The sequence below is a fragment of the Terriglobia bacterium genome (assembly GCA_020072645.1).
In the GTDB taxonomy this organism is placed as follows: domain Bacteria; phylum Acidobacteriota; class Terriglobia; order Terriglobales; family Acidobacteriaceae; genus Angelobacter.
In genome coordinates this window covers 249,897-273,383 of record JAIQGK010000003.1, presented here as the reverse complement: position 1 = coordinate 273,383, position 23,487 = coordinate 249,897, and the positions used below count along the sequence as shown (strand labels likewise).

Here is a 23,487-nt window from a genome sequence, read left to right as displayed (position 1 = left end):
GAATTGCGCAGCCGCATCTAAATTATTGGGCGGCCACTTCGTTCAACAGAATTCAGAAAAGAAGGAACCAATGCTTAGTCCACTGCGGGCAGTGCTCGCGTCATTGCTGGTTGTATTTGGATTCTCCCAGGTATGTAACGGTTATTCCATTCTCACGCATGAAGAGATTGTGGACCTCCTCTGGGCTGACCAGATCAAGCCGCTGCTGATGCAGAAGTATCCCAATGCGACGGAAGAGGATCTCCGCAAAGCCCACGCCTTTGCCTATGGCGGCTGCCTGATTCAGGACATGGGCTATTATCCTTTCGGCAATACACTTTTTAGCGATATGGTCCATTACGTCCGCAGCGGAGACTTTGTGGATGCATTGCTTGCCGAATCCACGGACCTCAACGAATACGCTTTTTCACTAGGAGCATTGACCCATTATGTGGCGGATATCGTTGGTCATCCCGTGGTGAACAGAGCTGTAGCGCGCGAGTTCCCAAAACTCGGCGCCAAGTATGGCCCCATAGTGACCTATGCCCAGGACCACAAGGCCCATATCCGCACTGAATTTGGTTTTGACGTGGTGCAGGTAGCCAAGCAGCGTTACACCTCTGACGCGTATCACGACTTCATTGGCTTTGAAGTCGCCAAGCCAGTGCTGGAACGCGCGTTCCTAAAAACGTACGGCATTGCGCTAAGCGATGTTTTTGCAAATCTCGATCTCTCCATCGGCTCGTTTCGCTGGTCCGTAAGCCGCGCTATCCCGGAGATGACGCGCGTGGCCCTGTTGACCAAGCGAGATGAGCTAGTAAAAGAAAATCCCAGCTTGGCGAAGAAAAAATTCCTCTACAATCTGAAGCGATCAGAGTATGAAAAGGAATTTGGCAAACAATATCAAAAGCCGGGCTTAGGGGCCCGTATTATGGCGGTGATTTTCAAAATCATTCCCAAGTTCGGGCCATTCAAGGCAATCGCGTTCAAGATGCCGAACCCGGACACCGAAACTCTTTACCTTAAAAGCGTGAACACCACGGTGGACCAGTACCGCGCTGAACTGCGTGATCTGAAGGCCGGCAAGCTGCAATTGGCCAACATGGATTTTGATACCGGAAATCCCACCCATTCAGGAGAGTACCGGCTCACGGATGACACCTACGCGAAGCTCCTGGACAAACTAACGAAAGAAAAATTTGGCGGCATGCTGCCGGATTTGCGCGAGAACATACTGGCCTTCTACCAGAATCCTTCAGCGCCCAACTTCACCAAGAAGAAGCGCGAGAAGTGGAACAAAGTGCAAGAGGAGTTGGAAGCGCTAAAAACAGCTCCTGCCGCGCAAACCAGCGTGTCACAACAATCTACAAGGCCCTAGTGGCCGGGGGTTATTGAGGAATAACCGGCGTCACAATGCCGGTGCTCGTATCGCCCAACATGCCCAGCACCTGGACAGCCGGGCCAGACGTAACCGTAACCCTGACTTGGGTTGCACCCGCCGGTGGAGATGGGGGGAACCAGTCCGCTATCACGTCACGCGTGATTTTTTTGCCTGCCGTGCCCGTGCCGAGCCCATGCAGGATGAAAGAAATATTTGCCAAGGAAGCGTTGCTTGCATCCAGCAGCTCGATCTTGATGCCTGAATCCGAAGCATTGGTGTTTTGCAAAGACAGCCCTGTGAATTGCGTTCCACTATTCACTAGCGGAATGGTGGCAGAAAGATACGTCAACCGCGAAAACATGGGGTGCACCAGGTTTACCAGCGCATTGGCGCTGCTGCCGGGTTCATCATCAGCGCGCAAATAGGTGTAATACTCCAGTACAAAATTAGTCCCCGTATCCTTCACGCGGACGCGCTCGCCGTCAAGCTGCATTGTGCCGCCATTGTTCGGGCAAACGGTAGCTGTATCGGCAACGACTCCGTTGCAGATTTTTACATCAATTTCACCAGGGCCAATAAGAGTCTGGTCCGCCGGCACAACTGTGGTGCCTTCAATGGAAACTTTTGTATTGGCATTAAACCCAGCGCCGAAAATCTTGATTAATGTGCGATCTGGCAGCAGCCCGCCTGCGGGCAACACGTCGCTAACGTAAGGACTGCCGACCGGTGCAATCGTGAGCGTTCCGGGAGCAAATTCCAAAGTGGTATAGGCCTTTGTGGAGTCAAACCACGAGGTATTTGCCGTATCGATGCTGATTGGGAATGTCGCGCCGGGCGTAAGACTGCCGCTCAACGGCATCGACATGGTAATCACGGGATAGGTGATATCTGTCCCTAGAAGTGCGTCCGGTGAACTGAGTTGGATCTTGATGTTCGATGGATTGACGGAAGTATCGATCACTGCGATCCCAGCCGCTTTTCCCGATGGATCATTCACCGCTACACCACGCACCGGCCCAGTTGGGACCTGAGGACGGGTGCTTCCATGGCCGATGGGCTTGGGCTCAGTGTTGGAAAGCTGGAACTGAAAGATCCCATCCGGCGGCACGCTTGTGTTCAGGACTGCCATTCCAATTGTCCCGGCTGGCAACGGCGCAGGAGTCGGGGTCGGAGTCGGAACCGGCGTCGGTGTGGGTGTGGGAGTAGGGGTTGGTCCGCCGGCACTTGCGCCGCCACCGCAGCCCCAACAAGCGCCAAGAGTAAGGGCGAGCACAATAACCCAAAGCTTTTCCATCCACACAGACCGTTTCTTTCCTAGCTCAATCATTTACAAACTCCCTGGGGCTCCGGATTGTCTCCGGCGAATAACCTTGTAGCGAGTTTTGACAGCACCGATGTGGAGGACGCCCGCTACCTATTTGTTTCACAATCCTCACGCCGCAACTAAAAAGGTCACCTTAAAGATTGTAAAGGGACAAGTATCCCTTGTGTAATAAGTGCTCGCGATCATTCAAGAAAATTGGCAAAAAACAAGAGAGGCCGCGAGTTTCCGGGGCCCGCGACCCCTCTTTAGCAGTCGACGGATGAGCCTGCTATTGGATAAGACACTCGGAAATCGCTCATGGAACACCAAAAATGCTGGAATCGTGATTTTTTTTAGGATCAGAGGGAGGTCTTAGTGAAACTTGACTCCCCCACCAACGCCTAACCTAATCAACCTAAATAAGTCCTATACTTTATATTTTGGAGGGCCCCGATGAATTTGCGCGCGAAACTCGGACTCTCAGCCTTAACACTATTCTGTGTTCTCGTTCTGCTTGCATTGGCCACCCGAACTCCGGCTGGTCCGGGAAAGCTTGTGCCGACAGGCGATACCTCGACGGCCCGCTTCAGCCATACCGCAACCTTGCTTCTGAATGGCAAAGTTCTGGTTGCGGGCGGCATGGAGCGAAATGGCGTCTGGCTGGACTCCGCGGAACTCTATGATCCGGCGAAAGGGCGTTTCAGCCCGATCGGCAAGATGAGCGCGCGACGCGCCGGCGCCACGGCTACTCTGCTGCCCAACGGCAAAGTGCTGATCGCCGGCGGCACTGACGGTTTCGGCAAAAATCTGGCTTCGGCGGAACTTTACGACCCTGACACCAATACTTTTTCCCCTACCGGAAGCCTGGGCTTCCCGCGCTGCGACGCCACTGCAACTCTTCTGAAAAACGGTAAAGTCCTCATCGCCGGTGGCGATGCGGCCGGCGATGATGACCAACTCGCATCCGCGGAGATTTACGATCCTTTGACCGGCCTCTTCCTGCCCACTGGGAGCATGCACAGTCCGCGCAGTTATTTCACCGCGGTCCGATTGAAAGATGGCAAGGTCCTGGTGGCGGGCGGATTGAGCGGCGGCCAGTTTCCCTTTCACAAAGTGGAAGCGACGGCGGAAGTTTATGACCCGTTGACCGGCCGCTTTACTCTTACTGGCGAGATGAGCGTTCCACGCTATAAACAAGGAGCGGCTCTGCTGTCGGACGGAAAAGTCATGATAGCGGGTGGCTCGAATGAAGATGGCCGGCAAAGCAAGTACTCCAGCACGGAAATCTTCGACCCGCAAATGAATGCGTTCCAGCCGGGACCACGCATGAAATTTCTCCGTTACAAGTTGCTCTCTGGCGTGACTACGCTGAGCGATGGCCGCGTTCTGGTCGCGGGCGGGGCCGAACTGCCGGAAATCTACGATCCAGCTCGCGGTGTTTTTGTTTCGCTGAATGACGAACCTCTGGACGGTTTTCTATTCTCTACCGCCACTCTTCTTTCTGATGGACGAGTCCTTATGGTCGATGGCTACGGGCAGCATCCCACCGATGGCGCCGTAAACCACGCGATGTTGTGGAAGCCCTGAGTCAGCAAGGATTGGTTAAAGGGAATCGCCCGCCAGAAACATCCTGCAAAGTTCATTCAGCATGGCTGGTTCCCTTTCTGGTTTGGCGTCATCCAATCCATTGCCATGAAGAAAACCGATCCCTTCCGACAGCACATCTCCAATTTGCTTACCAAGGCAGAAGCGCATATTGATCTGCGCGAGGCGCTTAAAGACTTTCCCAGTAAGCTGCGCGGCATCAAGCCTGAGGGCGGCCCGCACACGCCGTGGCAATTGCTGGAACACATCCGCATTGCCCAGTGGGACATCCTTGAGTTCAGCCGCTCAGCCAAACATAAATCGCCCAAGTGGCCGGATGAGTATTGGCCCAAAACTGAAGCGCCGCCCAGCGACAAAGCCTGGGACAAAAGCGTGAAGCAAGTCCTGGCTGATCTGGAAGCCATGCACAAACTAATTGCCGATCCCAATCGCGATCTCACCGCCAAGATCCCTCATGGCGATGGCCAAACTTTGCTGCGCGAAGCGCTCCTGGTGGCCGATCACAATGCGTATCATCTCGGACAACTGGTCATGATTCGCCGCATATTAGAACGGAAGTAAAAGATTCTTGCATCCCATGAAATTCAGGCCAAACAAAACGGCGCTCCCCATGGGAGCGCGGTTCGTAGAGATGCACTACCCTTTCTAATCGACTAGGAGACCGCTTTTCGGGCAGCAATCATCATGCCTGCGCCCGCCGCAATCAGGACCGCGCTGATGATGGGCGAGACTTTTTCGTCATGCCTGGTTTCAATGCCAATGGACGCTCCGCCAACTTTCACGCCCGAATGCTCAGTATGCGGAATGGGGACCACCAGTGAAGCAATTCCCAGGACCACGAATACCACCCCGACCCAAAATAAACCTCTCATGGTGCTCTCCTTTTTGCAGATTGAAACGGGCTCCACGCACACTGATAGTATCGCCCAACAATTCTCCAGAATTCCAGCTACTCTGGGTTTAGATGCAGATAAAAACCGGGCGATTAGGCAATGCATTCAGGAAATCCGGAACTGCCGCCGGTGTGCCGGAGCTAAAACCGGCCAGCGTGAAGTTTCCGCGCGCCCCATCCCTCCGTGTTTTTCCGAAAAAGGATGACATTCCTTTTCGGTCGATTCCCGGAAAAGGGTGGAACGCGCGGCCAGACGTACTATTTTGCCTGTGATTGTCTCGTTTGATTCAAGAGATGTGATTGCCGAAGCACAAGCGACCCTTTTTGAATCAGATCTCTTGAGCCATAAGGGTAACGTAGATGTCGTCAAGAGGCTGCGAGCTTGTGTTTCGCAGAATGACGTCAAACAACAGTGGAGCAACCACCGGAACGCTTACAACAAATCCGGTATGCCCGTAATTCAGTGGAGCTGTCCAGATGAACTCTCTCTCTGTCACAGTCTCTTCAAACCAGACCGTGCTGTCGGCAAGGATCGCTCCGCAGTGAAGTCCGCCAGGAAGTGGCGTGCTGAACAGCACCCTGACTGACAGACCATCAACAGCCTTGGCATCGCGGCCGACGTGAATATGCAACCGGTCATAGTTCCTCACATCCAGGTTGGGGAAAAGCCGTTTTTCTCCACCAGCCGGAATCGTAGCATCTGTAAGCAGCACTTTGGTGAGTGTTGGAGTTTCCGCAACGATGGGAATGGGTTTGGGAAGTGATGACATATATTTCCTCCAACGCGGTAAAACCACGTTCAAATCCAGCTTAGAGGTTACTTGCCAATCCCCTCTGTGACCCTGGTCACCGGTTCGCGTGAGCAGAGCCCCGGGTGATCCCGAGGATTCATCTCTTACCATGCCGCCTCAAGGTGTTCTCTTAAATTAAATGCAGCCATACTTGTTCTAACGCCGGCGTGCGAGCGAGGCAAAGCCACTTCGTCGCCAATACATTCGCGTCCAAGCAAAACGGCGACCCCCTCTCGAAGTCGCCGCCATTTGGTTTTGCCAATTGCCAGTTGCTAATTGCTAGCTGCTTATTTCGTCTGCTTCAGCGTTTCCTGGTACCACTCGTCTAGCGCATGTTTCATCTCTTTTAGAGCGGCTGCGTCGTTATAGACCATGTGACCGCCTTTGAAATCGGCAAAGGTCAGGTTCTTGCGATAATCGGCGCTAAGATGCATATGCTGGAAAGTGTAACTGCTGGCATAGAACGGAGTCGCCAGATCGTACATTCCCTCCATCACCAGCACTTTTAGATATTTGTTCTTTGCCATGGCGGACTGCAGATTCGTCGCGGTTTGCGGATAGCCTCCGATTCCCCCGCTAAAGTTCATCGCGGTACCCCAGTCCCATGCGCGATTGATGCCCTCATAATTCCAGATCACGTAAGGCAGCTCTGATTTGTATCCCAACTCGGTTTCCGCGTAATCGTTCATAGCCGCGTTGAATGCCGGGAACATTGCCGCCATGGCGGGATCGAAAAATGGCTCATGGGCGTTGCTCTGCGGCATGGGCGAGGCAAAGCGTCCATCGACACGCCCGACCTCGAGCTTGCGGTCTTTCAGCAGGTTGTGCATGAAGACCTGCGGGTCGATGCGCAGGTCGTATTCTTCAATCAAATCCGGTTTCAGCCCGGTATAAGCGGCAAGCTGGTTGACGATCTGTTTGCGCTTCTCTGGTTCCAGAACATTGCCTTCCGCCAGCGCCTGGGCATAATCCGTGGCGCACCAGTGCTCCACTTTTTTGATTGTCTCGTCCAGGTTGGCGGTAAGCTCCGGCGCCAGCTTTTTGTGATAGGCGGCGATCATGGTATAGCTGGGAACAATCACCTGATATGGCAGGTCGTTCAGATTGCCCGGCAGCAGCGTCTGAAAATCAAGCCCCACTGAAAGCAGCGCGACGCCATTCACGGGAATGTCATTGTCGATCAGATGGTTCGCCAGTGCCGCGGCCCGTGTGGTGCCGTAGCTTTCGCCAAAGAGAAATATCGGCGACCGCCACCGTTGATATCGCGTGAGGTACAACCGTATAAAGCGGTAGAAAGCGTCGGCGTCGCCCGGCACGTTGTAAAACTTCTTGGTCAGGTCAGCGCGCACGCGGCTGTATCCGGTCCCCGGCGCATCGATGAAGACCAGGTCGGTGCGGTCAAGAATCGTCTCTGGATTGTCGATCGTCACGTAGGGCGGCGCAGGCACACCGCCATCTTTTTCCAGCTTGATCTTCTTTGGCCCTAGAGCGCCCATGTGCAGCCATGCCGTCGCTGTACCGGGCCCGCCATTGAAAGCGAAAGTGAGAGGGCGCGTCCTGGCTTCCTCGCCCTCCAGCGTATATGCGGTAAAAAAAATGGCCGCTTCGGCGGGACCATCTTCAGGCCTGAGGACCATCCGTCCTGCGGTGGCGGTGTATTTGAGTGGTTTGCCGTTGACGATGATCTGATGGTGTGTGACCACGGGCAGGGTCTCGGCCACGGTTGCCTCTTCATGCGACCAGACGGTCTGTGGTTGCGAAGCAGGCTGTTGTGCGATCGCAAACCTACCGATGCTGCATACGAACAAGACGAGGGCTATCCGGGTGAACATCAATTGAACCCCTTCGTCGTGCGGGATGGCGGAAACGCAGCATTATAGATGAAAGGCCTTCGTTATCGTTAAAGCTTTCAGAGGCGTTGACCTTTCCCTCCGCGCTTCCGTGCAATTTTCTTTTACGTCGTTTTATTTTCATTGCGAGAATGGATATGATTGCTCCGCCTTGATTGAAGAGACCGCACGCCTCCGCTGGCAATCCATTGCAATTGTCCTGATTGCATCTCTGGCCCTGATCAGTTGGATTGTGCTTCATTCACGGTCGCATTCCCTCAGCGTAAAAGCGTATTTTGATGATGCTCGGGGGCTGCACGCCGGTGCCACTGTGGACATCGCCGGAGTGGCGGTGGGGAACGTCTCAAGTGTTCGCATCCGCCCTGAGCTGCGCGATAATCCAGCTGAAGTTGTTCTGCTGCTGAATACGCCGTATGAACTCAAAATCCCCGAGGATTCCACGGTGTCAGTGGAAAGAGCTGGGATTCTGGGAGATGCAATCGCAGTGATAGACATCAGCCAGGCAAAAGGCCACCCGATTCACAGCGGGGCAACACTCAGGACTGTTCCCTCCCACGAAATTACGTCGCAACAAGCGATCGATTGTCTGAACAAAATCGCCAAGCACCAACCTTGCGGTCTTTTCAATCCTAAGCAGGACACAAGGATTCCATAAACAAAGTGAGCGCATACGCTTACATAAAAAACTAACGGCGACCCTCGCGGGCCGCCGTTTGGCTATTTGCCAATTGCGATTTGCTAATTGCTTTCTTACGTTCCCTCGCTCCAGCTCGCCAGGTACTCTTCCTGCTCCGGCGTGAGCTTGTCGATCTTTACACCCATGGACTCAAGCTTGAGCCGCGCCACTTTCTTGTCCAGATCTTCCGGCACGGGATAAACCTTCTTCTCCAGCGATTTATGGTTCTTTGCCAGATACTCGGCGGCAAGCGCCTGGTTGGCAAAGCTCATATCCATCACTGAAGCGGGATGGCCTTCAGCGGCAGCCAGATTGATCAGGCGGCCTTCGCCCAGCAGATAAATTTTGCGGCCGTCTTTCATGGCGTATTCATCCACAAAGTCGCGCGTCTGGCGCTTGGAAGAAGACATCTTTTCCAGCGCTGGAATGTCAATTTCAACGTTGAAGTGCCCGGAGTTCGCCACCACAGCGCCATTCTTCATCTGATCGAAATGATCGCGACCGATGACGTTTTTGTTGCCGGTAACGGTCACAAAGATATCGCCGATCTTGGCGGCTTCCGCCATCGACATCACGCGGTAGCCATCCATCACGGCTTCAATCGCCTTGGTGGGATCGATTTCCGTAACGATTACGTCAGCGCCCATGCCGCGTGCGCGCGAAGCCAGGCCGCGTCCGCACCAGCCGTAACCGGCGACAACGAACTTGGAGCCGGCAATCAGAGAATTGGTGCAGCGAATCACACCATCCATGGTGGACTGGCCGGTGCCATAGCGATTGTCAAACATGTGCTTGGTCAACGCGTCGTTGACGGCAATGATCGGATACTTCAACTGGCCATCTTTGGCCATGGCGCGCAGGCGAATTACACCTGTTGTGGTTTCTTCCGTCCCGGCGATAATTCCGTCCAGCACGTCTTTGCGCTTGGTAAGAGCAATGGAAACCAGATCAGCGCCGTCGTCCATGGTCATGTGCGGCTTGTGGTCAAGCGCGGAAAGAATGTGCTTGTAATAGGTTTCATTGTCCTCACCCTTGATGGCGTGAACGGAAATACCATAATCGCGGACCAGCGATGCAGCCACGTCATCCTGCGTGGAGAGCGGGTTGGAGGCGCAAAGCACCACATCAGCACCGCCATCGCGCAAGGTAATGGCCAGGTTGGCGGTTTCCGTGGTCACGTGCAGGCACGCGGAAACGCGAATGCCCTTGAGCGGCTGGTTCTTGATGAATTCCTTGCGGATGCTCTGAAGCACCGGCATGGACTGGTTGGCCCACTCAATGCGGCGCTTGCCAAGATCAGCCAGTTCCAGGCTCTTGATATCGTATGTGATTTGGGGAGCAGCGGTTGTTGACATGTTCTCCTGTCGTGAATGCCGTGAAAGGCTGAAATTAGAAAACTGGATGGGGCGGTTTGCCTCATCCAGACGATCAACGTAGAGACGTAGCATGCTACGTCTCTACCTCAGAATTTATCGCGTCGCGCCTACGTTGGCCTTGGACTCAGCCTTGCCCAGCCCCTGCTCGCGCAGAGTGGCAGCTTTGTCCGTGGCTTCCCAGGTGAAATCGGGATCTTTGCGGCCGAAGTGCCCGTAAGCAGCGGTCTTCTTGTAGATCGGACGCCGCAGCTTGAGCGAATCAATGATCCCTTTGGGCGTGAGGTGGAAGTTCTTGCGAACAAGCTCTTCCAATCTCTCTTCACTGAGTTTGCCTGTGCCGAATGTGTCAACCAGCACGCTGACCGGCTCCGCCACGCCAATGGCGTAAGCAAGCTGGACTTCACAACGGTCAGCCAGACCGGCAGCTACAATATTTTTGGCAATGTAACGCGCCATGTAGCAGGCGGAACGGTCCACCTTGGTCGGATCTTTACCGCTGAAAGCGCCGCCGCCATGGCGGCCCATGCCACCGTAGCTATCAACAATGATCTTGCGCCCGGTCAAGCCGGTATCGCCCATGGGACCACCGATGACGAAACGTCCGGTCGGATTGATGTGATATTTCGTGTCCGCATCGAGCAGGTTTGCCGGGACCGCGGCCTGGATCACATGCTTCATGATGTCGGCGCGCAGGGTTTCATTATCGACTGAGTCAGCGTGCTGCGTGGAAATTACCACCGCATCCACGCGACGCGGTTTGTGATCTGTGCCGTATTCAACTGTAACTTGTGATTTGCCATCAGGCCGTAGGTAAGGAAGCGTGCCGTTCTTGCGGACTTCAGTAAGGCGGAGTGTGAGCTTATTTGCCAGATCGATGGCCGTGGGCATGTAATTGTCATTTTCGTTCGTGGCGTAACCGAACATCATGCCCTGATCGCCGGCTCCGCCCGTGTCCACGCCCAAGGCAATATCGCCAGACTGCTTGTTGATGCTGGAAATTACGGCGCATGTGTTGGAATCAAATCCGTAAAGCGCGTTGTCATAACCAATAGACTGCACCACACCACGCACAATTTTCTGGAAATCGACGTAGGTCTTGGTGGTAATTTCGCCGGCAATCACCACCAGGCCGGTGGCGGTCAGCGTCTCGCAGGCGACCCGGCTGTAAGGATCTTCTGCCAGGCACGCATCCAGAATCGCGTCGGAAATCTGGTCTGCAATCTTATCCGGGTGGCCTTCCGTGACCGACTCAGATGTGAACAAAAATTTTTCGCGTGAAGCCAATGACTTACCCTCCCTGAAATTTCTTATGACCTCTCCAGGCCACCCCTAAGGATACGTTTACAAGACTACAGAAAGAATCCAGCCGGGAACAACGCTTTGACGTTACAACCAGTGGAAACGCAGCTGAACGGAGTGTTTTGCACGGTGAAATGGGCCGAAAGCTACGTAATCGATCCTATATCAACGCTCATCCTCTTGGATGATTGAGGGTTTATTGTACAAGGCCGGAGGCGTTAAAGGTGAGGGTACGGGGTTCATTTTCATTTCCCAGAACTCCCAGGGGCCGGCCATTAAAGCTTACTTCAATGCCGCCTGCGTTTCCCGTTCTGAGAACAATAGTTTTGCCCGCTTTGATATTTTTCCGCTTGTCCGCCGTCAAAACGCGTTCCATTACGGACTTCCCATCGGCGACAATTGAAATCCAGGAATCTTCCTTGGCCACAATTTCCACCGAAAACGCATTGACTGGGGCTGGAGCGTCGGCGGATTGAGTCGGGACAGCTTGCCGTCTCGGTTCGATTGGCCGTGCGGCTGCAGCGTCCTTCGCCGGAGCCGACTTTGTTGCTGTGGCAGAGTCATTCGTTGAGTCTGTGGAAGGAGTGGCAGATTGCGGATTTACACCGCTGGTCTGAGGCTCAGGCGCCGCACTGGCAGGCGCTGACTGTTGCGCGGTTTCAACTGGGGCCGGATTATGCGCCTTATATTTGACCCAGAAGCCGTAACCCACCAGAACACCGATCAAAGCCGCGACCGCAAATACCAACGGTAGATTCGAGCTTCGCGAATTTAAGTTGCGTTTTGGGTTTTCGTGTATTTCTAAAGGAAACTTGTTTTCGGGTTCGGGCTGTTCGTTACTGGTGGCTGAATAATCGGCGACAGCCCGGTCTTCGTCGATCCCCAGGAAGCGCGCATAAGCGCGCACAAAGCCTTTATTGAAAACGCCGCCGGGAAGCTGGTCAAAATGCTCTGTTTCCAGCGCTTCCAGATGACGCCGGGAAATCTTTGTCGATTCAGTAATTTCATCCAGGGTGATGCCGCGCATCTCCCTTTCCCGCCGAAGCCGATCACCAAAAGCACCCATGGCACTTCCATTGCCTTTTGCTGGTAAGTCAGTCAGTTGGCCCATATTTTGGAATCCAAAAACTCCCGGTGCTTACCAAAATACCCCCTAACTCTTGATTCGACAACAACTTTCCGGGTACGTAAGGGCTATTACCCAAAGGTTTCAGGTCTATTGTCCGGTTGCCGATTTCCCTAAAGCAAGCGATAATACGCAAAAAGTAAGAGACTTTCTCAGTGGTTTTTGACAGAGGATCAACCCCTTAAATGAACGAGGCAGCAGGATCAGGACCCGAGCGTAAGACCAAGAGGCAGTTGCAGGAAGTCGCCATATTTAACGATGTGGCGAAAGCCCTGACCTCGTCGCTGAATCTCGATTCAATTCTTCAAACCATTATGGACAAGATGGCGGAATTCTTCCGTCCGGACACTTGGTCCCTGCTGATGGTCGATGAACAGAAGGACGAGCTCTATTTCGCCATTGCCGTGGGTGATGCTGCCGAAACGCTCAAGACCGTTCGGCTTAAGGTGGGCGAAGGTATCGCTGGCTGGGTGGCCAGGCACGGTGAGTCCTTAATCGTGCCCGATGTTTATAACGATCCCCGCTTTGCCAAGCGCATTGATGAGATGACGAAGTGGAAGACTCGATCAATCATCTGCGTGCCGCTGCAATCAAAACACCGCGTGCTCGGCGTGATCCAGCTCATTAACTGCGCTATGGAAAGTTTTGGCGAGCAGGAGATGTTCTTCCTGCACGCGCTGTGTGACTATGCCGCCATCGCCATTGATAACGCCCGTGCCGTCGAGAAAATTCAGGAACTCACAATCACTGACGATTGCACCGGTCTCTATAACGCGCGTCATCTTTATAAGACGTTGGAAGCGGAAGTCTACCGCTCCGCTCGATTCGGCTATGAATTCAGCGTGATCTTCCTTGACCTCGACCATTTCAAGAACGTAAATGACACGTATGGGCATCTCGTCGGCAGCAAGCTGTTGCAGGAAATCGGGTTCAAGATCAAATCCCAACTGCGCCTGATTGATTATGCCTTCCGTTACGGCGGCGATGAATTTGTCATTTTGCTTCCGCAGACAGACAAGCACTCCGCGCTGGTGGTCGCCAAACGTATTCAGGAGATGATGCGCAAGACGGTCTTTCTTGCTGAAGATGGATTGAATTTGAATGTCCGTTGCAGCATGGGACTGGCGACGTATCCCGAAGACGCCAAGAGTTCCCACGAAATCATCCGTCAGGCCGATGAAATGATGTATATGGTGAAAAACTCCAGCCGAGACAATATCGCCGTCGCGCAGCAGGGGATGCTGAAGTAGCAAGGAAGCAATCAGCACTCAGCATTCAGAAAAATTCTTTACCGCAACGGACGCGAAGAACGCAAAGTTCTTTTTTATGTTGCTTCCCGATCACATTATTTTCTGAAAAACGCAACCGCATGAATGCGCCCCCATTTGCCTTCCTTCACGCCCTTAGCGCACTTTGCGGTGAGATTTTTGTTTTGGCTAATTGCTAATTGCCAGATGCTAATTGCTTTCTTTCGGCCTCTTCTCCAGCGCCGGCACTTGATCCTTATTACTCTTATCCGGCTGCTTCGGCATCCATGCGCCGGCGTTCTGCGGCGCGGATGGATTCACACCGAAGTCCCAGACAAAAAGATTGATCTGCTTCTTATCGAGCAACTCCACCACGGCATACTCGCCGGGCGGCAGAGGTTGGGAAGGCGTGAGCTTGATCCAGTCGCCCAGCGGAGAAGCGGTAACGGGGATCCAGCTTTCTTTCTGGCTCACCTTGCCATACATGGCCACATTGAGCTTGCCGACAATGCGTGTGTCCTTTTTATTTTCTATTCGCACAATGCCGTAGTGATTGGGCGGAGGCTCTTTGTCGGAGGTCTTCTGTGTGAATACCGGCTGGGAATTGTCGGATGTATCGACATTCAGGTAGATGGCCGGCTGCGCCACATGCGATTGCACCCGCGCGTGCTCCCCTTTGAGTTCGATGGTCTGGGTGGAAGAAAGCGCCAGCGGATTCACGGCCGCGCGCAGAATGTTGCGGCCGGTGTGTTTGTTAAGTTCGCCGCCATTCTGGACCAGTTCCACAAGTTCCGGCTGCTTGTTAAATTCGTCCTGCAGAAAAACGCCGCCGGTGTTCGGCAGACGCAGCCCCGGAACAACGAGCGGCGCTTCGCGCTCATCCGCCTCATCGGCCTTGGCGATCTCTTTGATGGTTTCATCGCGCTGCCCGGCGCGATCATTGTTATATTTGTCGGTAGCCGGCCAATCCACCATCTCGTTCGGGACTTCTTCCCAGCCATAACGCTCGGCGCTGTAATACCGAACACGCTGGCCCACTACTTCCCATTTGGTGGCTGCCTGATAAGAACCGTCTTTCATGATGAGCCGTTTGGGATTCTGCTGTGACCATGCGGGTGTAAAGGCCAGCGCAATCAACATCGCAGCCAAGAGGGAGATGCCTTTGATCCATTGCGCCATAGGAGCCTTGAAATATTTGGATGCAGAGTTCGTCTTTATTTTATAACCCGAAAGCCTGATGGAGTTGCAGACTTGCGCTCTTTCCGAAGTCTCTACTCCCTATATTCCGAGCCCAGCGAGGGAGACGCTATGACGACCTCCCCTCAAGACAGTATTTTTAGCCGCGCGTCCTTCTCGAATCAAAGTAATATCCATGCCCGAATCTCAGTCTATAGCGATAGGGGATTTCGGGTTGCACTTCGGGATTTCTGAAAAATCTGCTATCGTGCTCCGTTCCCCACATTTTGCGGAGGCTTGCCTCATGAAGCTGCTCGGCTCTCTTTGTCTACTTGTATTGTGCGTTGGCATTTCGTCCCCGAAGACAACGGCACAAACTGCCGCGTCTCCTGAGGCGCCCCCTGCTGCTGCACAGGCCAAGCCGGCAACGCAGACCACCCAGTACACGCTGCCTCCTGACAAGCTGGCAAAATCCAAGGCGCTTTATGATCTGCGCGGCAAACTTCGGATCATTGACACCATTTACGGGCTGCTGGTTCTTCTGGGGTTGCTGTATCTCGGCGTAGCAGCCAGATATCGCGATATGGCGGAAGCTTCGGGCAAGAACCGATTTGTGCAGGCATTGATTTTTGTTGCGCTGTTTCTGATTACCACTACGGCACTGCAGCTTCCACTCGACGCTTACCAGCAGAGCATCAGCCTCAAGTACGGCCTCTCTGTTCAGAGTTGGGGATCTTGGCTGGGCGACGTGGGAAAAGGCATGCTGGTAGGGTTTGTCATCTTCAGCTTTCTGGCTTGGCTGATCACGACACTCATTCGTAAGAGCCCTCGACGCTGGTGGTTTTACAGTTGGTTGATCGTAGTCCCTTTTCTGGTTTTTGTTATCGCCCTTTCGCCGATCCTGATTGATCCCCTGTTCAACAAATTCGAGCCGCTCGATAAGACGAACCCGGAGCTTGTAACCGCAATCCAACAGGTCACACGTCGCGGTGGAATCGAGATACCCCGCGATCGCATGTTCCTGATGAAGGCCAGCGAAAAGGTCACAACGTTGAACGCCTACGTCACGGGCTTTGGGCCCTCCAAGCGCGTTGTGGTCTGGGATACAACGATTCAGCATGCCAGCACGCCCGAGACACTCTTCGTCTTTGGCCATGAAATGGGGCATTACGTCCTGAACCACATTGTGATTGGCATTGCTGCCGCGGCTGTAGGCCTGTTCATCGGTTTCTATCTGCTCTACCGCATTGCGAACTGGGCGTTCCCGCGCTTCCAGCAGCGCTGGCGCATGCATGAGCCGTGGGACTGGGCGGCTCTGGTGATGCTGGTTTTGATTTTCTCCATCATGTCAACGCTTTCCTCGCCGATTGGCAACGGCTTCAGCCGCCAGTTGGAGCACAACGCCGATATCTATGGCCTGGAAGTCACGCATGGCATCAATCCCAACCCGCAGGAAGCCGCCGCGCACGCTTTCCAGGTCCTGGGAGAGCTGAGTTTGTCCTACCCTTATCCAAATAAATTTGTAGTGTTCTGGTATGCCGATCACCCTCCGATCAATGAGCGCGTGCCCTTTGCCCACAACTACGATCCGTGGGGCAAGGGCGAGCAGCCGAAGTATGTGAAGTGAGGATGAGACTCGAATTGCAAACATGAAAAGAATCGAGCGCGAATTTGCAGCCTTCGGCGCGTTGACACGGTTTCTAGTGATACAAAAACGAAGACCCCAACGAGCGAGGCTGGTTAGCACCCAGAACTGCGTACGACTGGCAGCTCCAGAACCCGCGATTCTGCGGGCCATCGGTGAAGAATCCATTCAAAAAGCGACCCATACAATCAGTTCGAAACGCATTGATCAAATCATCAAGGCTGCACGCAAAAATAAAACCAGGCGTTGATGATCCCGTTCCGTCTGGGTGATCGATACCAACGTTTCCGCGTTTAATGCACTAAAACTTCTTAATTTTCTGCCGTCCTTTCCACAGCCCACCTCTTGTATAATTGACTGTGCACCCCAATCGGTTCCACGGCCATTGGCATAAGCCATTTTCGAGCCGGGGAGCAGAACCCCCAAAAATCACCTGGACAGCGTTACAAAACCTTAATCAATCCATTCGTGCGAGGAGTTCATGGCAGCGAAATATATTTTCGTGACTGGCGGTGTTGTGTCTTCACTGGGCAAAGGACTGGCAGCGGCTTCCATCGGCTGCCTGCTGGAGAGCCGTGGGCTCAAGGTCAACCTGATGAAGTTTGACCCGTATCTCAATGTCGATCCCGGCACCATGTCTCCGTTCCAGCATGGCGAAGTCTTTGTGACCGATGACGGCGCAGAGACCGACCTGGATCTGGGACACTACGAACGCTTCACCCACGCCAAGCTGCTGCGCGACAATAACTGGACCACTGGCCGCATTTACGAACAGATCATCACCAAGGAGCGTCGCGGTGACTATCTGGGAAAGACCGTGCAGGTGATTCCGCACGTGACCAATGAAATCAAAGCCGCGATGAAGAAGGTAGCGCAGGATGTGGACGTGGCGCTGGTGGAAATCGGTGGCACGGTCGGCGACATTGAATCACTGCCGTTTCTGGAAGCCATTCGCCAGATGCGCCAGGAACTGGGTCGCGACAACACTATCTTCATTCATGTAACGCTGGTGCCGTGGATCGGGGCAGCCGGCGAGCTCAAGACCAAGCCGACGCAACACTCGGTGAAAGAGCTGCTGAGCATTGGAATCCAGCCGGACATCCTGCTCTGCCGCACGGACAGATTTCTTTCCAAGGAACTGAAAGGCAAGATTGCGCTCTTCTGCAACGTGGAAGATGAAGCCGTCATCACGGCGAAAGATGTGGCGTCGATCTACGAAGTGCCCCTGGTGTTTGCGCGTGAAGGCGTGGACACGCTGCTGCTGCGCTACCTGCGCATGGACGCGAAGGAACCCGACCTGACACATTGGGAAGAGCTGATGCACCGCGTTTACAACCCGAAAGACGAAGTCCATATTGGAATTGTGGGCAAGTATGTGGAGTATGAGGATTCTTACAAGTCGCTCAAAGAAGCGTTGGTCCACGGCGCAGTGGCGCACAACCTGAAGTTGAACCTGACGTGGGTTGAAGCCGAGGGGCTGGAAAGCAAAGACGGCAATCGCGATTACGAGACGCAGCTTGAGGGGTTCGACGGGATTTTGGTACCGGGCGGCTTTGGGAAGCGCGGCATTGAGGGGATGCTGAACGGTATCCGTTATGCCCGCGAGAATAAAGTCCCGTATTTCGGTATTTGCCTGGGCATGCAAACTGCGTGCATTGAGTTTGCGCGCAACGTATGCGGGCTGGACGAAGCAAACTCCAGCGAATTCGATCAAGCCACACCCCACCGCATCATTTATAAGCTGCGCGAGTTGACCGGCATCGATGAATTGGGAGGCACCATGCGTCTGGGCGCGTGGACATGCAAACTTGAGCCGAACAGTCAGGCCGCGAAGGCATACGGCACAACGGAAATCAGCGAACGCCATCGCCATCGCTATGAATTCAACCGCGAGTATGAAGCTGTGCTGACCGGTGGCGGCCTGCGCATCACCGGCGCCACCCCGGACGGAACCTACGTGGAGATCGTAGAGATCCCTGACCATCCGTATTTCCTGGGCTGCCAGTTCCATCCGGAATTCAAGTCCAAGCCGCTGGAACCGCATCCGCTGTTCAGCGCGTTTGTAAAAGCCAGCTATGAGAACGGCCAGAAACGCCGCGACGCCAAGAGCACGGAAGATGTGGAGATGTTCTTAAGGCCGGAGAGGATCGTCAGAAGATAGTCATAGAAATGCCGTTGTGAACGGATTTGGTAATTGAGTAATTTGGTAAATTGGTAATCGAAGGGCGAAAGCTTTTCGGGTTTTGCCTTTCAATTACTCATTTACTAAATTACCCAATTATCAAATTTAGTTTGAACCAATGTCTGCCCAAAACCCATTCAATATTGACGGCCTCGATCTCGGCAGCGCCCTCTTCCTCATCGCGGGCCCGTGTGTGATTGAAAGTGAAGCTCACGCCCTGAAGATGGCGCAAGAGATCAGCACCGTGGCGCGCAAGCTGAACATTCCTTACATCTTTAAAGCGTCATATGACAAGGCCAACCGCACGTCACTGCATAGTTTTCGCGGACCGGGGCTGGAAGAAGGCCTGCGCATCCTTCAGAGAATCGGAAAAGAAGCCGGTGTTCCAGTGCTGACAGACGTCCATGAAGCCAAGGACGTGCCCGCCGTGGCGGAAGCGGTAGACGTTGTGCAGATTCCAGCTTTTCTTTGCCGGCAGACCGACATACTGGTGGCCGCAGCCAAATATGCAAAGTCCATCAACATCAAGAAGGGCCAGTTTGTGTCGCCCTGGGACATGCGCCATGCGGTGGAAAAAGTGCGCGCATCCGGCAATGACAATATTGTCCTTACAGAACGCGGCAGTTCATTCGGATATAACAACCTGGTGGTTGACATGCGCTCGCTGGCAATCATGCGCCAGTTTGCGCCTGTGGTGTTTGACGCTACTCATTCGATACAGTTGCCTTCCTCGGGCGTTGGCGGCAAAGCCGTTTCCGGAGGTCAGCCGGAGTACATTCCGCTACTGGCCCGCGCGGCAGTAGCAGCCGGCGTGGACGGCGTGTTCATGGAAGTGCATGACAATCCGGCGGAAGCCAAGTCCGACGGCGCAAACGCGTTGCGTTTGAGCGATCTGGAAGCAGTGTTGAAGGAACTGCTGGCGATCAGGAGTGCGCTCAAAACCTAGTATTTGGTGTTTAGTACTTGGTATTTAGCTTTGCCTGGAAGGCCGACTCATCCTGGGACAACGAAGAGAATAATCTCTTGCGCTAAATACTAAGTACTAAATACCTGCCCTTTGCGGTGAATCTTCCCCCTGGCGCCAGAAAAATTCACACCAGAAAAAAAGCATTGAAGGAATAGGGGTCCCTCACCCGCAACGAACGCGGGTTCGGGATTTCAGTAAAAAAACGAAGTGCAGGCGGCCCCGTAGCCGCCTGCATGTAAACGCCCGACTGGGAGAGGGACTTTTCGCTTAGGAGCGGCCATCTTCCGCAAAAATCGGTCGAGCGCAGCCAACTCAAATTTATGATTCTTCCGTTGAACCTGCTGTACTGCTTAGTGCAGCGGCTGGGCGGAGTCTGTCTTCACGGCCCCGGCTTTTTCCGCGCTGGCTGCTTCTTTGTCATGCTCCGCGCTTTGCTTCGCCAGAAAGTCGAGCAGGTTGTTCAATTCATCGTCTGACAGCCGAAGATTGGGCATATTGATGCCGTTGTATTTCTTATACAGCGCTACGGCAATGGGGTCCTTTGCGGCAATCACCTTTTCCGGCGTCGAGATGAAAGTCTCCAGCCAGCTGCGATCATGCACCGTTGTCACGCCCAGCAAATCCGGGCCAATTTTATCGCCGTGGCCGATGGTGTGGCATGCGGCGCAATGCGTGGCAAAGGTGTAGCGTCCCTGGTCCCTGATGTCGAACGGCAGCCCTTTGTCAGGATTAGCTTTGGCATCCACGGCCTTAGCATGGCCCCAGCTGTCAAGCCAGTTCCCGATCATGTTCGTCAGGATCCGGGCATTATCGGTGGCTGAGTTGCGCATCCACTGGCCACTCGGTTCATTGCCGATGAGCACGCTGGGCGTGTGGCCGTCGCGATCATTCGGATCAGGCTCAGTGTAAAGCCCCAGCTTCTTGCTGATGAGATCGATATCGGCTTGCTTGCCCGTAAGGAATGTCCATCCTGGACCGATGTGGTATTTATCCCGATACTCCTTGAGCACCTTGGGAGTGTCATGCTTGGGATCGATGGTGATGGAGTAAAAGAAAATATCTTTTCCCACACGATCACCCAGCATCTTCTGCACCTGCGCCAGGCGCGCGGTTTCCAGCGGGCATGAATCCACACAGCTGGTATAGATCAAGTCGATGACAACGCTTTTGCCTTTGAGCACGTCGTCATAAAAATGGACTTTGACGCCATCCTGATTGGTGAGGACAACGTTGGGGAAATAGCCGGCTCCATAGCGGGCATTGTCTGCCGCCGCGGGCCTTGGGCCTACTGCTAAATAAAGAATTGCGGTAAGAAAAATGGCGGCAACTGTCGCGAAGCCTGCCTGGCCTGTCCGTCGCATGATGCTGCTCCTTGCCTGTCCCTGGGACTGCTTTTTATCCGGAATTAAATCAGGCTTGGCGGCCCGCAATCTTGCGCTTGCAGGCCGCCAATCTGAAGTTTTGTTACACCCGGCGCGAGTTAGAACGCGGTCGGGGCTATGTCATCAGGAGCGACGAAGTTCACGCCCTGAGGAGTTGGGATCGGTGTCGGAAGCGGCCGTAGGAACGGTGCGCCGCCGTTGTCGATTTCCCAACGTACCAGCATGGCATTGTCCTCGTGCACTGTGTTGTGGCAGTGCTCCATGAACATTCCACCCCAGTCACGGAACTGCAGGGTCAGGGTCACGCTTCCACCCGGACGCAGGCGATACACGTCCTTGCGGCCCTTTTCCCAGGCCGGAACGTTAGATGCGCTACCGTTCCGTGCCAGGATCTGGCCTTCTTCAAAGTGGATGTGGATCGGGTGGTCCCAGCCGCCGCCGCCGTTCTGCAGCGTCCAGACCTCGCGCGTGCCGTAACCCGGCGCCGCAGAGACGCGGCCCCAGCTTGCGTTCAGCATCTTGCCATTGTCGGTCTGCACGCCCCACGGACCAGTCTGCCCGCCCGCGCCGGTGGTGTAAGCCGCAGGATCAGTAGCGGACAGAGGCTGTGAAGCGCCGCTGCCGAAAGTGAAGGTGCGTGTACGTGACACGGGAATGCCGGACAGGTCAGGATTCGGGATCATCACAGCAGGAACCTGGCTCACGTCAGGAGTCGCGGGATCACGCACGATGCGGAATTCCAGGAACTTTCCAACGCAAGGATCAGATGACGTGCCGGAGAGCGCCTGAGCGAGTGACAGGTCGGCAGAAGGCTTTTTGCCGTCCTTATGCTCGCAAACGTTTACCATCCAGACTTTGTCGCCGATGTTGTACCGGGAGAAGTCAATCACCCAGTCATAGCGCTCGGCGATGCCCTGCTCGTCGGAGATCGTTTGCACGACCGGCGAAGGCAGCAGGTTACCGTCATTGGCGATCTGGATCATTGGCGATCCGTCAGACAGACCGTACTTGAAGAAACGGGAAACGCTGGCGTTCAGGATGCGGAAGCGATACTTGCGGCGCTCCACTTCGAAGAACGGTTTGTAGATCAGGTTGACGCACATCAGGTCGCCCAGGAAACCGTCAAAGTCGAAGATATCCATGAAGAGCTGGCCGCTTGCATCAAAGGCCTTCTCGTTCAACATGAGATTGACGTCATAATCCAGGTTGCCCCAGCCCTTGCCGTTGGAGGAACCGCTGGGCAGGCGCAGATTCACGCCGTCATTCACGGTTTCATCGCCACGGTCGAGCGCGCTGTAGATGTTGAACATCGCAGCGTTGCCCTTGTACACGTTCTGTGAAGTGAACGTGAACATGTGATCGTGGAACCAGTGGGTCGACATGGTTTCGCGCCAATCGCCCGGCACCTTGTTGATCCCGCCGTTGTCAGCGGGGCTGCCGGCGCGGGGGTCGGTGGCATCGGTGTTAATGGAACGGAAGCCCGCCAGCACGATCGGCCAGTGATAATCGTAGAACTGGTTGGGGAAGAAGAACGCGCCGGTAAAGCCGTCATTCTCCGCACCGTGGTGGCCGTTGTGCTCGTGCGTGGAGATGGTGTTGCGGCCAAAGCCGTTGTTCTGCGTCACATCGGCGGGCAGCCGGTTGTGATGGCGGAACAGAATCGGCTCGCCGTAACGGGACATCACCAACTTCGGCGGAATGGTTCCGTTGAAGGTCCAGACTGAGTTCGGGGCCTGCGTGGGGAAGCCAGGATGGAACTTCAGAGGAATTGGCGTTGTCGGATCGATGCCGGAGTTCAGGTTCGAAGCCACGGCAGGGTTATAGACCGTATTGGTCTGTGCCTGGGCCTGGGACATCTCAACCGAGATCTGTGGTGCGTGATCAGTGAAACCCTGGTGCGCCCAGATTGGTCCACCCGGACGGCCTTCGATCGGGCCGGTCAGGCCGGTCTGTCCACCGACCAAGGCCGGATCCAGAGGCTGCTGCGTCTGGTTGGCCTGTGCCTGTGGAACAGGAGTCAGATCGCCGCCCAGAGGATTAGTGCCGCGTGCAATTACGTCAAACCGCGGCATCGGTGTGCTGAAAGGCTGCACTCCAAATGTCGGACTCGGCGGTGCACCGGTGGGTATGGTAGATCCGCCGCCGCCACCGCTGGCGTACGCGCTGGAAACGAACGGGTTCAGGCCGTGAATGGGGGCCAGAAGACCACCAGTTGTAATCAGTCCCCACTTCATCAGTTCGCGACGGGAGACTTTGCCCTGCGAATACGCCTTTAATATCTCCGCACGGTTCTTGCGTGCGTTCTCGGCTTCCCGCAGACGTGCCTTTGAGCTTTTTTCTGATAGAAAAAAGCCTTCATCGTTATGACTCATAGCTGCGCTCCTTAAGTTGTTGCAGACTTTCAGTTTCAAGACGTTGAACTACATCTTCGCGGAAGGCACGCTTTGCGAAGGGAAAGCCCGGAAGTTACCGTGGAAAGTGGCCCTGTCGTAGCAGAAGCCTATCAATCACGATATTGGCCTGTCAGAGAGTACCGAATCCTCGGTTAGCAATCCATTAGAAAATCATTAGAATCCTTAATAATTCTCGAATATCATCCTTTGCTTTCAA

General features: G+C 54.4%; 18 protein-coding genes. 8 read left to right on the top strand and 10 right to left on the bottom strand.

What is annotated here, in order from left to right; genetic code table 11:
* Positions 1-70 precede the first annotated feature (70 nt).
* Complete coding sequence (locus LAO76_04680) at positions 71-1,357, top strand: zinc dependent phospholipase C family protein (protein MBZ5490211.1); 1,287 nt, start codon at positions 71-73, stop codon at positions 1,355-1,357.
* A 10-nt stretch (positions 1,358-1,367) separates the two neighbouring features.
* Here the strand turns inward: LAO76_04680 and LAO76_04675 are convergent, their stop codons facing one another.
* Positions 1,368-2,687, bottom strand: coding sequence for a hypothetical protein (locus LAO76_04675; GenBank protein MBZ5490210.1), 1,320 nt, complete (start codon positions 2,685-2,687; stop codon positions 1,368-1,370).
* A gap of 429 nt (positions 2,688-3,116) precedes the next feature.
* On the opposite strand from LAO76_04675, the gene LAO76_04670 reads away from it, so the two are divergent.
* Both LAO76_04670 and LAO76_04665 read left to right on the top strand, forming a co-directional pair.
* Entirely contained in the window at positions 3,117-4,250 is a 1,134-nt protein-coding gene (locus tag LAO76_04670; GenBank protein MBZ5490209.1) for a hypothetical protein, read from the top strand.
* A 105-nt stretch (positions 4,251-4,355) separates the two neighbouring features.
* The gene (locus LAO76_04665; protein MBZ5490208.1) at positions 4,356-4,829 is read left to right on the top strand and encodes a DinB family protein; all 474 of its coding nucleotides are present in this window, start codon (positions 4,356-4,358) and stop codon (positions 4,827-4,829) included.
* A gap of 92 nt (positions 4,830-4,921) precedes the next feature.
* Here the strand turns inward: LAO76_04665 and LAO76_04660 are convergent, their stop codons facing one another.
* The 3 genes from LAO76_04660 to LAO76_04650 all read right to left on the bottom strand — a co-directional run bounded on the left by LAO76_04660 (position 4,922) and on the right by LAO76_04650 (position 7,783).
* Entirely contained in the window at positions 4,922-5,140 is a 219-nt protein-coding gene (locus LAO76_04660) for a hypothetical protein (protein MBZ5490207.1), read from the bottom strand.
* Positions 5,141-5,489: 349 nt separating this feature from the next.
* Positions 5,490-5,930 (bottom strand): hypothetical protein, encoded by a 441-nt coding sequence (locus tag LAO76_04655; protein ID MBZ5490206.1) that lies wholly within the window; start codon positions 5,928-5,930, stop codon positions 5,490-5,492.
* A 308-nt stretch (positions 5,931-6,238) separates the two neighbouring features.
* Entirely contained in the window at positions 6,239-7,783 is a 1,545-nt protein-coding gene (locus LAO76_04650) for a peptidase S10 (protein ID MBZ5490205.1), read from the bottom strand.
* Positions 7,784-7,952: 169 nt separating this feature from the next.
* Here LAO76_04650 and LAO76_04645 point away from each other — a divergent pair, with 169 nt between their 5' ends.
* Positions 7,953-8,456 carry an MCE family protein gene (locus tag LAO76_04645; GenBank protein MBZ5490204.1) on the top strand — a complete coding sequence of 168 codons (504 nt, stop codon included), beginning with the start codon at positions 7,953-7,955 and terminating at the stop codon, positions 8,454-8,456.
* 95 nt (positions 8,457-8,551) lie between these two features.
* Here the strand turns inward: LAO76_04645 and ahcY are convergent, their stop codons facing one another.
* From ahcY to LAO76_04630, 3 genes are all read right to left on the bottom strand, one after another.
* Positions 8,552-9,832 (bottom strand): adenosylhomocysteinase, encoded by a 1,281-nt coding sequence (gene ahcY, locus LAO76_04640; GenBank protein ID MBZ5490203.1) that lies wholly within the window; start codon positions 9,830-9,832, stop codon positions 8,552-8,554.
* A gap of 114 nt (positions 9,833-9,946) precedes the next feature.
* Complete coding sequence (gene metK / locus LAO76_04635) at positions 9,947-11,137, bottom strand: methionine adenosyltransferase (GenBank protein ID MBZ5490202.1); 1,191 nt, start codon at positions 11,135-11,137, stop codon at positions 9,947-9,949.
* Positions 11,138-11,348: 211 nt separating this feature from the next.
* On the bottom strand, positions 11,349-12,179 hold the full coding sequence (locus tag LAO76_04630; GenBank protein ID MBZ5490201.1) for a DUF4115 domain-containing protein: 831 nt from the start codon (positions 12,177-12,179) through the stop codon (positions 11,349-11,351).
* 284 nt (positions 12,180-12,463) lie between these two features.
* On the opposite strand from LAO76_04630, the gene LAO76_04625 reads away from it, so the two are divergent.
* Positions 12,464-13,528, top strand: a complete 1,065-nt coding sequence (locus LAO76_04625) for a sensor domain-containing diguanylate cyclase (GenBank protein ID MBZ5490200.1) — start codon at positions 12,464-12,466, stop codon at positions 13,526-13,528.
* Positions 13,529-13,735: 207 nt separating this feature from the next.
* Here LAO76_04625 and LAO76_04620 read toward each other — a convergent pair whose 3' ends face one another.
* Entirely contained in the window at positions 13,736-14,704 is a 969-nt protein-coding gene (locus tag LAO76_04620) for a hypothetical protein (protein MBZ5490199.1), read from the bottom strand.
* A gap of 301 nt (positions 14,705-15,005) precedes the next feature.
* Between LAO76_04620 and LAO76_04615 the strand changes: the two genes are divergently transcribed.
* The 3 genes from LAO76_04615 (at position 15,006) to kdsA (ending at position 19,474) form a co-directional block, all read left to right on the top strand.
* A complete protein-coding gene (locus tag LAO76_04615; GenBank protein MBZ5490198.1) occupies positions 15,006-16,328 on the top strand; it encodes a M48 family metallopeptidase in 1,323 nt (440 codons plus the stop codon).
* Positions 16,329-16,827: 499 nt separating this feature from the next.
* Entirely contained in the window at positions 16,828-18,507 is a 1,680-nt protein-coding gene (locus tag LAO76_04610; protein MBZ5490197.1) for a CTP synthase, read from the top strand.
* A 139-nt stretch (positions 18,508-18,646) separates the two neighbouring features.
* On the top strand, positions 18,647-19,474 hold the full coding sequence (gene kdsA / locus LAO76_04605) for a 3-deoxy-8-phosphooctulonate synthase (protein MBZ5490196.1): 828 nt from the start codon (positions 18,647-18,649) through the stop codon (positions 19,472-19,474).
* A 371-nt stretch (positions 19,475-19,845) separates the two neighbouring features.
* Here the strand turns inward: kdsA and LAO76_04600 are convergent, their stop codons facing one another.
* Both LAO76_04600 and LAO76_04595 read right to left on the bottom strand, forming a co-directional pair.
* Positions 19,846-20,856, bottom strand: coding sequence for an SCO family protein (locus LAO76_04600; GenBank protein MBZ5490195.1), 1,011 nt, complete (start codon positions 20,854-20,856; stop codon positions 19,846-19,848).
* Between the two features lie 119 nt (positions 20,857-20,975).
* Positions 20,976-23,249, bottom strand: coding sequence for a multicopper oxidase domain-containing protein (locus LAO76_04595; protein MBZ5490194.1), 2,274 nt, complete (start codon positions 23,247-23,249; stop codon positions 20,976-20,978).
* Between the last annotated feature and the right edge of the window lie 238 nt (positions 23,250-23,487).